Genomic DNA, 12,281 nt, shown 5'->3' on the forward strand with positions numbered 1-12,281 from the left:
ACTAGGTTCGGCGGGTTTTCCTTTGTTTTCCGGAAGACACGCCGATTTTTCATTGTCCGCCTCGTGTCAAGTCCCCCGGTGGGTCGGGCGTGAAAGAATTCTCCCGGTGCTGTCGATCCGGGCGGCCGCGGTTCGTGTAACCAGTGCCAGCCCGATACGACACCAGGAGGTCGCGATGAAGCAGTATCTGCTCGGCATCTACCAGCCCGACGGCCCGACCCCGCCGCCCGAGGTCCTCGATCCCGTCATGAAGCGCCTCGAGGCGTTTCGCCAGGAGCTGCGAGACGCCGGTCGCTGGGTGTTCTCCGCCGGTCTGCACGCGCCGGACACCGCCACCGTGTTGCGCGCCAAGGGCGACGACGTGGTGATCACCGACGGGCCGTTCACCGAAGGCAAGGAACATCTCGGCGGGTTCACCGTCATCCGGGCGGCCGATCTCGACGAGGCACTCGACTGGGGCCGCAAACTCACCCGGGCCATCGGGTTGCTGCCCATCGAGGTCCGCCCCATGCAGGGCATGGAAGAACCGGCCCGGGATTGATGCCCGGCGAGATCGAGAGCGTGTTCCGCGCGGAGTACGGCCGCGCGGTCTCGGTCCTGGTCCGCGTCTTCGGCGACATCGATCTCGCCGAAGAGGCGGTCCAGGACGCCTTCACCGAGGCCGTCCGGCGCTGGCCGGACACGGGCACGCCCCCGAGCCCGGCGGGCTGGATCATCACGACGGCGCGTAACCGGACCATCGATCGCCTGCGCCGGGAGGCCACCCGTGACGAGCGGCATGCGCAGGCCGCACTGATCCAGGCCACCGGCGAGCAAGCGGCGGAGGAGGACGGTCCCGTGCGCGACGACCGGCTGCGGCTCATTTTCACCTGCTGCCACCCGGCACTGGCCGAACAGGCACAGGTCGCGCTCACCCTGCGGCTGCTCGGCGGGCTCACCACGACCGAGATCGCGCACGCGTTCCTGGTTCCCGAACCGACGATGGCGCAGCGCCTGGTGCGGGCCAAGGCCAAGATCCGCGACGCCCGCATCCCCTTCCGTGTGCCGGGCGACGCGGATCTCCCGGGGCGGCTGCGCACCGTGCTCGCCGTGGTGTATCTGATCTTCAACGAGGGCTACACCGCGACCGCCGGGGACGCACTCGTGCGGGCCGAGCTGTGCGCCGAGGCGATCCGGCTGGGCAGACTGCTCGCCGGCCTCATGCCGGACGAACCCGAGGTGCTCGGGCTGCTGGCGCTGATGCTGCTGATCGAGTCCCGGCGCGGCGCGCGTACCGGCGCGGGCGGCGAGCTCGTCCGCCTCGCCGAGCAGGACCGCGGCCGCTGGGACGCCGGACTCATCGCCGAGGGGCAGTCGCTGGTCCGGCGCTGCCTGCGCCGCGGCAGGCCGGGCCCGTACCAGATCCAGGCCGCGATCAACGCGGTGCACAGCGACGCGGCGACGGCGGCCGGCACCGACTGGATACAGATCGTGCGGCTGTACGACCAATTGCTCGCGCTCACGCCGAGCCCGGTGGTGGCGCTGCACCGGGCGGTCGCGGTAGCCGAGGTCGACGGGCCGGCTGCGGCGCTGACCCTGGTCGGCGAACTCGCCCTCGACCGGTACCACCTCTTCCACGCGGTGCGCGCGGATCTGCTGCGCAGGCTCGGCCGGGACACCGAGGCCGCCGAGGCTTACGAGGCCGCGATCGCGCGGACGCAGAACGCGGCCGAACGCGAGTTTCTCCGCCGCCGTGCGGCGGGGCCACAGTGAGTTCTCGGCTCATTCCCTGTGCCACACCGGTTGCAGCACGAATTCGGTCAGATGTGCATCGGGGGGCGCCGACAGCACGGAAAAAACCGCCGAGGCCACCGACTCCGGTGCCAGATACCTGTCCGGCTGGAACGGACCGCCCTCGGTACGGCGTACCGCGCGCTGCATTCCGGTCGCGACCCGTCCGGGGTAGATACTCGTGACGCGCACACCGTTGCCGAGTTCCTCGGTGTGCAGTGCCTCGGCGAACACGCGCAGCGCCTGCTTGCTCGCGGCGTAGGCGGCGCGTCCCGCCGGTGCACCCGTGACCACCGTGGAGTTCACGACGATCACCCGGCCCTGGGCGGCACGCAGCCCCGGCAACAGGTTCCGCGTCACCTCGACCACACCGAAGAGGTTCACGGCGAACACCTCGCGCCACTTTCTTTCCGGCATGTCGTGGATGGTGTCGCGTTCGAACACGCCCGCGCAGTGCACGAGCAGGTCGACGCTGGTCAGTTCGCCGGGGACCACGACCCCGGTGTCTTCGGGCGCGGCCAGGTCGATCGTCCAGTGGCACGCGTCGGGCATGGCGGCCGCCATCGTTTTGAGTGCCGCTTCATCGCGTCCGGCCAGCCACAGTGTGTAGCGGTCCGCGAGGCCGTCTGCCACCGCGCGTCCGATGCCTCCGGTCGCGCCAATGATCACTGCGACCGGTCTGTGTCCCGCCACTCGTTTTCCTCTCGTACAGGGGAAAAACCCGTACGTACCGAGGTGTAATCGAGAAGATCGGGCGTGGCGCTACACATTCTCCCCCGGCGAAGTCCGCGCGGTTCCGGGAACCAGCCGAAAAAGGACAAATTCCCGTACGCCGTCACCGCGTGACGTCACTTCGCCTTCGACGGTGGGGCCGTGGCGCGAGTGTGGACTGTCGTGTTAGTCTCTCGCCGTGCAGCGCCTCATGATGTCCCAGCGACTCGTAATTCGGCGCGCCGGCTGAACCCAGGTCGCCGGCGCGCAGTTCGGCGATCGCTTCTCCCGGGACCTGGCCCGTTTCCAAGCCAGCTTTCATCCCGTGGAGAACTGCCATGTCCCTGTCTGTCGAATCCCCCGCCACACGCCCTGCCATGCTGTTGCGGCGCCGTATCGCCGCCTACTTCGTCGGTGGTGTCGACGCGGTCCCGACGCTCGTCGGGGCACTGGCGCAGCGCGGTCACCTCGTGCACGAACTGTCGGTCGACATTCGCGACGGCGTCCGGGAAAGCAGCATGGTGTGCACCATCCTGTTGCCCTCCGACGAGACCGAACACCTGCTGGCGCACTTGCGCGAACTGCCGGCGGTCGTGTCCGCCGAACTCGTCTGAGCAACCGTCCACAGTAGACTCCGGCGCACTCGCCCTCATGCCGCTGCCGCCCGCGCCGGCGCTTGTGGACACTCAGGCGCGAAATCCCGCGGCTACCAGGTCCATGAGCCGCCCCGCCTGCTCCCGATGTTCCGTCTCGGGGCAGGCGAGGTGGACGCCGAGCAACGCCGCGACGAGATCGTCGCCGCGGGAACCGGCGCGGAACACGCCCTCGGCGATGCCCGCGTCCAGCAGGCGCTGGGCTGCCTCGGCGAGCCTGGCCCGCGAGTCGTGCGCGGTGACGATGTCGGAGGCGACCAGCGCGCGCATCGCGTCGCCCATGGCGCGCTTGTCTTCCAGCCGCCTGGCGAAGCGGTCCATCCAGCCGCGCAGCGCCTCCGCCGGGGGACTGCCGGCCAGCAGTTCGTCGGCGGCGTTGGCCACGAGGGTGAGCTCGTCGTCGTACACCGCGGCCGCGAGCGCCTCCCGGTTCGGGAAGTGCCGGTAGAGCGTGCCGACACCGACGCCGGCCTCCCTGGCAACGCGCTCGGGCCCGGCGTCCTCGCCCGCCGCGTAGAGCCGTTTCGCCGCGGCCAGGATCTGCTGCCGGTTGCGCAAGGCGTCGGCGCGGCGCCTGGGTGTCGTGGACAAACGGAATACCTTCCGGTTAGAGTGGAAGCGGAAGAACTTCCACTTACTTCCAGTGACATCTTCGCACGTTCCGGAGGATTCCGTGCCACTCCCCCGTCAGCTTCCGCTCGCCGGCCGCACCGTGCAGCGCGTGGGCTACGGCGCGATGCAATTGGCCGACCACGGTGGTGGCCTCGCTGTCACACCCGACCAGGCCATCACCGTGCTCCATGCGCTGCTGGAATACGGCCGCACCGTCATCGACACCGCCGAGTTCTACGGCGACGGCGCCCTCAACGACCTGCTGGGCGTGGCGCTCGCGGGCCGCCACGACGACGTCGTGCTGGCCACCAAGGTCGGCGCCGTCATCGACCCAGCGACCCGCCTCCGGCCGGCCCAGCAGCCGAAGGAACTGCGCGCCCAGGTCGAGGCCAACCTCGCGTCGCTGCGCGTGGACCGGCTCGACCTGGTCTTCATCCGCCGCGCCGACTTCCAGCCCGGCATCATCGCCACCGGCGACCAGGTCGTACCCCTGGACGACCAGCTCGCCGAACTCGGCGAGCTGCGCGACGAGGGCAAGATCGCGACGATCGGACTGAGCAACATCATCGCCGCGCAACTCGAATCCGCACTCGGCGCCGACGTCGCCGCGGTCCAGAACATCCACAACGTGATCGACCGCGACGGCGAGGACGTGCTCGCGCTCTGCCGGCGGCACGGCATCGCGTGGATGCCCTATTGCCCGCTCGGCGGCAACTTCCCGGGACGGGAAAAGGTCACCGAGGTGCCCGAAGTGCTCGCCGCGGCCGCGGAACTGGACATCACCCCCACTCAGCTCGGTCTCGCGTGGCTGCTGCACGCCTACGAGCGGAACCGTGCTCATCCCCGGCACACGCAGCCTCGGCCACCTCGCGGAAAACATGGCAAGCGTGGACATCGCCCTGCCGCCGGAGATCCTGACGCGGCTCGCGGCTATCCGGCCTTCGTCACGGCAGTCGCCAACGTGGTGAACGGCATGGTGAACCCGCCGCCGAGCTTGTCCACGGCCGCACCGATCGCGTCGAGAATCTCGGCCAGCTTGTCGCCGGGAACGCGCGTGAGCCCACCGGTGGTCGGCATCAGCTCCAGCCATTCGTCACGGGTGTAGTACCGCTCCCAGTCGAACCGCCACTGTTCCGGCTCCGCGAAGGCCTCCGCTTGCCGGAACCCGTCGGCGAATTTGGCGAACATCGCGCCGTAGATCGCGGTGGAGTCGCGCGCCGGCATCGCGCCGAGCGGCGATCCGGGCAGCACGCGTCGTACGACCTCGGTCATGGCCTCCCCGACCGGGCCCGGAGGCATGTACACGTGCGCGAAGACGGCAAGGATTCCCTTGGGGCGCAACACCTCCGCGGCTTTGGCCGCACCGGCGACCGGGTCCACCCAGTGCCAGGCCTGCGCGGCGACGACGGCGTCGAACGTCCGCCCGGCCGGTGTCCAGTCCTCGAACTTCGCCACCTCGACCTCGACCCCGCTGCGCCGGGCGAACTCGGCCATCCGCGCGTCGGGATCGACACCGAGCACGTGGCAGCCCGCGGCCTGGAACTGCCGAGCGTCGATGCCGGTGCCGCATCCGACGGACAGCACGTCGTGCCCGGGACCGGCGTCGATGACGCGGGCGATGAGTTCGTCGGGATAGCCCGGCCGGGCCCGGTCGTAGCGTACGGCGTCCTCCCCGAACGATTCGGCCATGCGTCTCGCACGGTGCGGGTCGGAGGACTCAGGTTGCGGTAAAGTGGTCATGCGCCCACTTTAGTGGGCACGTGCCCACTTGAGAACAGCGTACAGCTTCGCCGTGAGCGAAAAGGAGAATGTGTGTATGCCGACCGGTGTACACCTCCACGATGCGCGCCAGCAACTGTTCGACGCCGCCGAACGGGTGCTGCTCCGCGGCGGGCCGAGCGCGCTGACCAGCCGTGCGGTCACCGCGGAGGCGGAGGTCTCCAAAGGCGTGCTGCACCGGCATTTCGCCGACTTCGACGACTTCCTCGCCGAACTGGTACGGGAGCGCCTCGGCCGGCTCGAAGACCAGCGCACGACACTGCGCGGCTCCGCGGGAACCGGCACCCTCGCGAGCAACCTCACCTCGGCGCTGATCGAGATCTTCGACCCGGTCGCAGTGGCGATCGTCAGCCTCATCCTGTTCCGCGACGAACTGCGCGCGCGGCTGCGCCACTCCGGACGGCCGCACGGTATCCCGCTGCTGACCGAGGCGACTGCGATGATCGCCGCCTACCTGACCGACGAGTGCGAACTGGGCCGCGTCGCCGCCGACACCGACGCGGGCACGCTCGCGCTTTCCCTTGTCGGAACCGGCCATTTGCTCTTCGCCGATCAGGAGCACGCGCCCAGTGCCGAATTCGTCGAGTCGGCCGTGCGCACCGTCATCGCCGACGTGGTGCAGCGGCGACTGCTCTGACCCGTTCCCGGAACCGTCCTTGCTAAACGGAACGTTGCTCCGTAATACTAGGTGGAGCACTGTTCCGTTTTTCCGGCAGCGTCGGCGGACGAAGCCGCTCTGGCCGCCCGGGCAGCAAGGAGGCACTGATGGCACCCCGATTCGGCATCGCGACCGCCCCGATGCAGGTGAGCTACCCCGACATCCTGCGAGTGTGGGAAGAAGCGGACGCGATCCCCGAGATCGAGCATGCGTGGCTGTTCGACCACCTCATGCCGATCGGCGGCGATCCCGGCGGCCCCACGTTCGAAGGCTGGAGCCTGCTTTCGGCGCTGGCCGCCAGAACCGGGCGCCTGCGGCTGGGCCTGCTGGTGACCAGCAACCGGTTCCGCCCACCGGCGATGCTGGCCAAGATCGCCGCGACCGTCGACATCGTCTCGGGCGGACGGCTCGAGTTCGGCATCGGTGCCGGCTCGCGGCCGGACCATCCGCTCGCGCGCCGCGAGTACGAGGCACACGGCCTTCCCTTCCACGACGCCGCGCACGCCGTCGGCAGTCTCGCCGAGGCGTGCACGCTGATCCGTCGCTTGTGGACCGACACCGAGCCGTTCGACTTCGAGGGCGAGTACCACCGGCTCAAGGGCGCGTTCTGCAACCCCAAGCCGGTGCAGCGGCCCGCCCCGCCGATCGTCATTGGTGGCCGGTCCACCGCGACGCTGCGCGTGGTCGCCGAGCACGCCGACGTGTGGAACTTCCCGGGCGACGACCTCTCGGCCGCGATTCGCCGCGGCGCCGTGCTGGACCGGTTCTGCGCCGAGATCGGCCGCGATCCCGGCGCCATCGCGCGGTCCCTGGTCCTGCCCGTGTCCTACGACGACCCGTCACGTACGCGGGACGCGATCGCGGGAGCTGTCGACGCCGGCTTCTCCCACCTCGTGCTGTCCCTGTCGGCGCCGTATCCGGACAAGGTGGCGCACTGGGTCGCGGAGGAGCTGATCAGCTGAAATCCACCTCGGCGGTCGCGACGGTGCCCGCGGTCCGGCCCGGCGCGCGGTGATATTTCCAGTACAGGTTCGTGTGCGCGATGACCTGCTCCGGGTGCGGTGCGCCCCAGGCCGAGTGGTCCTCGGTGGTGTGCGCGTCCCCGACGAGGATGGCGTCGTAGCCCTTGACGATCGCGGTGTGCAGGGTCGCGCGGATGCACTCGTCGGTCTGCGCGCCGGTCACGAACAACCGCCCCGCGCCGAGCCCGGACAGCACGTCTTCGAGGTCGGTCGCCTCGAAGGAGTCCGGGTAGGTCTTGTCCACGCGGGGCTCGCCATCGCCGGGCGAGAGCTCCGGCACGAGCTGCCACCCGGAGCTGCCGTAGGCGATGTGCTCGTCGGAGTGCCGCACCCACACGACCGGCACGCGTGCGCCGCGCGCCTTGTCCACCAGCGCCGCCACGTTCGCGACGAACTCGTCGCGGGCGTGGGTCCCGGCCACGACCCCGTTCTGCACGTCGATGACCAGCAGTGCGGTATTCGGGCGATTGTCCAATGTGGTCATATGGCTCAGGCCTCCTGGGTCTCGGCCGGGGCGCGGTTCGGGAGCCGGACCGCGACCACGATCGTCACCAGTGCCAGCGCCGTCGCGACGACGAAGGCCAGCTTCATACCGCCGATCTGCGCGGGCACCGCGGCGACGCCCTGGGCCGCGAGGTGGGTGGCGCGCGAGGACATCACGGTCACCACGAGTGCGGTGCCGAACGCCGCCGCGACCTGCTGCAGGGTGCCCAGCATCGAGCTGCCGTGCGAGTACAGATGCGGCGGCAGCGCGCCCATGCCGAGCGTGAACACCGGGGTGAACGTCGTGGCCAGGCTCAGCATCAGCAGCACGTGCAGCCCGAGCACCTCCCAGTACGGCATGGTCGCCGACACCTGGGTGAACCCGGCCAGCGCGAGCACGGTGCCGATCGAACCGGGCAGCACGAGCGGCCTGCTGCCGAAGCGGTCGAACACCTTGCCCACCGTCGGCCCGAGCAGACCCATCGCCAGGCCGCCCGGCATCACCAGCAGACCGGTCTGCAGCGGGCTGAGCCCGCGCAGGTTCTGCAGGTACAGCGGCAGCAGGATCATCGAACCGAGCATCGCGAGGAACCCGACGGCCATCAGCACGAGCGAGAGCGTGTACGTCCGGTGCAGGAAGGTGCGCAGGTCCAGCAGCGGCGCCCCGCCGCGCTGCAGCTTGAGCTGGCGGAGCACGAACACCGCGATCGCCAGCGCGCCGGCGACGACGATGCCGATGCCGACCGCGACCGATCCGCCGGTCTCGCCGAACAGGCTCAGCCCGTACACCAGCCCGCCGAAACCGAGCGTCGCGACGACCACGCTGGGCCAGTCGATCGAACTGACCGCGGGTTCACCGACGTTGTCCACCCGGCGCAGCCCGAACACGGTCACCACGGCCGCGATCGGCAGCACGACCAGGAACAACAGCCGCCACGAACCGAACTGCAGGATCAGGCCGGACACCGTCGGCCCGAGCGCGGGCGCCACCGACATCGCGAGCGTGACGTTGCCCATCACGCGTCCCCGGTCCTGTTCCGGCACCACCGTCATCAGGGTGGTCATGAGCAGCGGCATCATCACCGCGGTACCGACGGCCTGCACGATCCGGCCGAGCAACAGCACCTCGAACACCGGCGCCGCGGCCGCGACGACGGTGCCCGTCAGGAACACGCCCATCGCGATGCCGAAGGCCCGCCGGGTGCTGACCCGCTGCAGGAACCAGCCGGTCACCGGGATCACCGCTGCCATCGTGAGCATGAACGCCGTGGACACCCACTGCGCGGACTGCTCGGTGATGCGCAGCGACTCCATCAGCCGCGGAATCGCGTTGATCATGATGGTCTCGTTGAGGATGACCACGAAGGTGGCCAGGACGAGCAAGCGCACCACCATCGGGGTGCGGCCGGCTCGCGCGGCCGGTCGTACTCGCATCGCTGTGGACATCGTGGCACCTCATCGCTGTGGGGACGGCCGGGACATCGAACACCCAAACAGACCCGGGCAACCGGCGGAACTCATCGGCCTGCCCGAGTATTCCTGATCGCTCCCGCGCTCTCATCCGATTTTCGGAGTTCAATGAGGGTATGGCGGCCACCCACCGGCGGGCCGTCGATCTGCGCCGCGACGGCCAGATCGAGTCCGCCACCTGGAATCCGACCACGGGCTGCGACCGGGTCAGCCCGGGCTGCGACCACTGCTACGCGCTGACCTTCGCGCGGCGGCTTCAGGCCATGGGCAACCCCGGCTACCGGCGCGACGGCGACCCGCGCACCAGCGGCCCCGGCTTCGGGCTGACGCTGCATCCGCAGCGTCTGGACACGCCGCTGCGCTGGCGGCGACCGCGCCTGGTGTTCGTCGACTCGATGAGCGACCTGTTCCATCCCCGGATCCCCGACTCCTTCCTGGCCGAGGTGCTCGACGTGCTGCGGCGCGCCGAGCGGCACACGTTCTTCGTGCTCACGAAACGGCCGCAACGCATGGCCTCCGCGCTCGCCCGGCTTCAGCCCCGGCCGCTTTCCAACGTGTGGTGGGGCACGACGATCGAAAGCAACGACTACGTCCACCGCGCGGACCGGTTGCGCGCCACTCCCGCCGCGATCCGGTTCCTCTCGCTCCAGCCCCTGCTCGGGCCGCTGCCCGACCTCGATCTCGCCGGGCTCGACTGGGTCTACGTCGGCGGCGAGTCCGGTCCAGGGCACCGGCCCATGGAGCCCGGCTGGGTCCGCGACATCCGGGACCGCTGCGTCGCCGCCGGCGTTCCGTTCCTGTTCAAACAGTGGGGCGGGCGCACCCGGAACGCGGGCGGCCGCGTTCTCGACGGCCGTACCTGGGACGAGATGCCACCCGCGGGCGCTCCGGGTCGCGGCGGCTGGTGAAGCTGTTCATCGCCGGGCTGCGCCGCTGGCACCGGCGGCGTCGGCCACCAGCGCGGCCAGATCCGCGATCCGGTCGCCCTCGTCGGGCAGCTGGCCCGTCGCGATCCGCACGTGGTGCTTCCGCGGTGGGGTGGCGAAACAGCCGCTGCCCGGCCCGGCGGACACTCCGCGGCCCGCGAGCGTCACCAGTGTCCGCGTTTCGTCCGGCACCGGTACCCACAACAGCAGCCCGTCGCGGGCACGGACCGCGAACCCCTCCGCGCGCAGCGCGTCCACGAGCACGCTGCGCCGCCACGCGTAGCGATCCCGCGCCCGCCGCACCACCGACTCGGTCTGCGGGTCCGCGATGAGGAAAGCCTGCGCGTCCTGCAGCACCCGGCTGGTCCACGCCGCTTCGAGACCGTGCAGATACCGCACGCGCTCCACGAGCCGCGCCGCACCCGCCACGACGCAACTGCGGAGTTCGGGACCGTAGGCGGTGCAGTACGACCGGATCAGCAGCGCCCGTCCCGGCAGGTGCACGCCGACGCTGGCCGGTGGGCGCGCCGCGAGCGGCCCGAGCGCGTCGATTTCCAGCACCGCCGTGTCCGGATAGGACGCGAGCACCTCGGCGAGCCGGGCGACCCGCCCTGCTGACCCGGAGTGTCCACACGGGACTGCCGCGAATGGCTGGTACACGAATGCCACCGGCTGCCGGCCGAGCGCCGCGGCGAGGGCTTCCGGCCGTGGGCCTTCGTCGTCGCAAGGCACCGGCACGACCCGGACGCGCGCGTTCCGCAAAGTGTCCAGAAGAACCGGCGACGTGGGTTCCTCGATCGCCACCACGTCGCCGGGTCGCGCCACCGCCTGACAGCCCAGCACCGCGCCCTGGCGCCCGCCCGCGACGACCGTCCACGCCTCGGGCTCGAACGGCCAGGTCGGCCGCACCGCGGCGCGCAGTCGCGGCGTGATGGAGCCCCTGCCGCTTCCGCCTTGTGCCGCGGCCATCGCCTCGGCCAGGGGTGGGAGCAACACCGGATCCGGCAGGCCCTGTTCCAGGTCGATGTCCGACCACGCGGGGAAACCCCTGCGCGGCCCGGTGTCCGGTGGTGGCGCGAGCACGATCGTGCCGCGGCGGCCTTGCGTCCCGACCAGCGCTTCGGCGCGTAGGGCCGACCACGCCTCGGCCACCGTGGTGGCGCTGACCGACAGGCCCGCGGCCAGTTCACGCACCGAGGGCAGCCTGCTGCCCGGCCGCACCTCCCCGTCCCGGATGAGGTCGGCGAGCGTCAGCGCGATGCCGCGTGCGCTGCGCTCGCCGATCCGGCCCGCGAGCCACAGTGTGGTGACCCGCGCGACGGGCTCGTGCGTCATGGTCATGACAAGCACACTATTGGCGCCGGGCCTTGCGACAAGATCGTCTCAGATGCTGGTCGTGCCGGGCTTTGCTACACCGGCACGGGCTCACCCACGGGGGACGTGGCCTCATTTTCTTCGCGCGGGCCGGGCTCGGGTTCGTCCTGGGGCTCCTCCGCCGCGGCGGCCAGGGCCTGCAGGTAGTGATGACACATCAGCGCAGCCCTGCCCGGGAGGTGGCTTCCCAGGCGAACCCGTCGGGGTCGGTGAACGACCCGGCAGCCCCGCCGACGGCGATCCGGTGGGATCCGCTGCCCTCGGGTGGCACGCCGGCGTCCTTGGCGAGGGCGCGGCGACGGTACAGGCCCAGCTTGACCGGGCCGGAGCCTGCCTCGAACTCGGCGTACATGCGGCCGAAGCTCTTCGCGACCGTGAGGCCGTGGTCGACGTAGAACCGCTTGCTGGCGCTCACATCGGCCACGCCCAGCAGGAGCACGATCGCGTCGAAGTCGCGCGTGGCAGGGCCGGTGTTCTTCTTGGACGAGGTCGCGACCTTCCAGATCGTCCCGTCCGGCGCCTGGACGACTCCGCCGTAGCCCCACAGGGATTTCGTGGCGGGCTTGAGCGTGCTCGCCCCGGCGTCGAGGGCGGCACCGATCAGCGCGTCGGCGTTGGCGGGCTGGGAGACGATCAGGGACAGGGTGAAGTCGCGGAACCCGGTGCTCGGTTCCTGCGCGGCGCGCAGCCGCAGCCGGGTGTCCAGCCCGAAGGCGGTGGCGTAGAAGCGTTCGGCGGCCGCGGGATCGGCCACTTCCAGGGTGATGGTGTCGATTGAAGTCATACCGGAAACGCTAGGCGCGACCCGGTGACCAGCGCTTCT

13 protein-coding genes and 1 pseudogene are annotated in these 12,281 nt (G+C 70.5%); 7 read left to right on the forward strand and 7 right to left on the reverse strand.

What is annotated here, in order from left to right:
• The first annotated feature begins 175 nt into the window (after positions 1 to 175).
• Positions 176 to 541: a YciI family protein gene (locus HFP15_RS04855; protein WP_168511858.1), complete on the forward strand. Its 366-nt coding sequence runs from the start codon at positions 176 to 178 to the stop codon at positions 539 to 541.
• Positions 541 to 1,752, forward strand: a complete 1,212-nt coding sequence (locus HFP15_RS04860) for an RNA polymerase sigma factor (protein ID WP_168511860.1) — start codon at positions 541 to 543, stop codon at positions 1,750 to 1,752. Before HFP15_RS04855 ends, HFP15_RS04860 begins: the two co-directional genes overlap by 1 nt.
• A gap of 9 nt (positions 1,753 to 1,761) precedes the next feature.
• On the opposite strand, the gene HFP15_RS04865 is transcribed toward HFP15_RS04860, so the two are convergent.
• The gene (locus HFP15_RS04865; protein ID WP_168511862.1) at positions 1,762 to 2,463 is read right to left on the reverse strand and encodes an SDR family oxidoreductase; all 702 of its coding nucleotides are present in this window, start codon (positions 2,461 to 2,463) and stop codon (positions 1,762 to 1,764) included.
• Positions 2,464 to 2,819: 356 nt separating this feature from the next.
• On the opposite strand from HFP15_RS04865, the gene HFP15_RS04870 reads away from it, so the two are divergent.
• Positions 2,820 to 3,095 (forward strand): hypothetical protein, encoded by a 276-nt coding sequence (locus HFP15_RS04870; protein WP_168511864.1) that lies wholly within the window; start codon positions 2,820 to 2,822, stop codon positions 3,093 to 3,095.
• A gap of 72 nt (positions 3,096 to 3,167) precedes the next feature.
• Here HFP15_RS04870 and HFP15_RS04875 read toward each other — a convergent pair whose 3' ends face one another.
• Positions 3,168 to 3,725, reverse strand: a complete 558-nt coding sequence (locus tag HFP15_RS04875; protein WP_168511866.1) for a TetR/AcrR family transcriptional regulator — start codon at positions 3,723 to 3,725, stop codon at positions 3,168 to 3,170.
• Between the two features lie 145 nt (positions 3,726 to 3,870).
• Here HFP15_RS04875 and HFP15_RS04880 point away from each other — a divergent pair.
• A pseudogene (locus tag HFP15_RS04880) lies at positions 3,871 to 4,506 on the forward strand (aldo/keto reductase); the annotation flags it as partial.
• Between the two features lie 170 nt (positions 4,507 to 4,676).
• Here HFP15_RS04880 and HFP15_RS04885 read toward each other — a convergent pair.
• Positions 4,677 to 5,435 (reverse strand): class I SAM-dependent methyltransferase, encoded by a 759-nt coding sequence (locus tag HFP15_RS04885; RefSeq protein ID WP_210716782.1) that lies wholly within the window; start codon positions 5,433 to 5,435, stop codon positions 4,677 to 4,679.
• 127 nt (positions 5,436 to 5,562) lie between these two features.
• On the opposite strand from HFP15_RS04885, the gene HFP15_RS04890 reads away from it, so the two are divergent.
• Positions 5,563 to 6,162: a TetR/AcrR family transcriptional regulator gene (locus HFP15_RS04890; protein WP_168511870.1), complete on the forward strand. Its 600-nt coding sequence runs from the start codon at positions 5,563 to 5,565 to the stop codon at positions 6,160 to 6,162.
• 128 nt (positions 6,163 to 6,290) lie between these two features.
• A complete protein-coding gene (locus HFP15_RS04895) occupies positions 6,291 to 7,145 on the forward strand; it encodes an LLM class flavin-dependent oxidoreductase (protein ID WP_168511872.1) in 855 nt (284 codons plus the stop codon).
• Here the strand turns inward: HFP15_RS04895 and HFP15_RS04900 are convergent.
• Together HFP15_RS04900 and HFP15_RS04905 are read right to left on the reverse strand one after the other, a co-directional pair.
• Complete coding sequence (locus HFP15_RS04900) at positions 7,138 to 7,689, reverse strand: isochorismatase family protein (RefSeq protein ID WP_168511874.1); 552 nt, start codon at positions 7,687 to 7,689, stop codon at positions 7,138 to 7,140. The two genes, HFP15_RS04895 and HFP15_RS04900, sit on opposite strands and share 8 nt — an antisense overlap.
• Before the next feature lie 5 nt (positions 7,690 to 7,694).
• Positions 7,695 to 9,134 carry an MDR family MFS transporter gene (locus tag HFP15_RS04905; RefSeq protein WP_168511877.1) on the reverse strand — a complete coding sequence of 480 codons (1,440 nt, stop codon included), beginning with the start codon at positions 9,132 to 9,134 and terminating at the stop codon, positions 7,695 to 7,697.
• Between the two features lie 140 nt (positions 9,135 to 9,274).
• Here HFP15_RS04905 and HFP15_RS04910 point away from each other — a divergent pair, with 140 nt between their 5' ends.
• A complete protein-coding gene (locus HFP15_RS04910; RefSeq protein WP_168511879.1) occupies positions 9,275 to 10,066 on the forward strand; it encodes a DUF5131 family protein in 792 nt (263 codons plus the stop codon).
• Between the two features lie 6 nt (positions 10,067 to 10,072).
• On the opposite strand, the gene HFP15_RS04915 is transcribed toward HFP15_RS04910, so the two are convergent.
• Complete coding sequence (locus HFP15_RS04915; RefSeq protein ID WP_168511881.1) at positions 10,073 to 11,425, reverse strand: aminotransferase class I/II-fold pyridoxal phosphate-dependent enzyme; 1,353 nt, start codon at positions 11,423 to 11,425, stop codon at positions 10,073 to 10,075.
• Between the two features lie 190 nt (positions 11,426 to 11,615).
• Entirely contained in the window at positions 11,616 to 12,242 is a 627-nt protein-coding gene (locus tag HFP15_RS04920) for a VOC family protein (RefSeq protein WP_168511883.1), read from the reverse strand.
• Positions 12,243 to 12,281: the final 39 nt, after the last annotated feature.

Source organism: Amycolatopsis acididurans, from assembly GCF_012328925.1.
GTDB lineage: Bacteria > Actinomycetota > Actinomycetes > Mycobacteriales > Pseudonocardiaceae > Amycolatopsis_E > Amycolatopsis_E acididurans.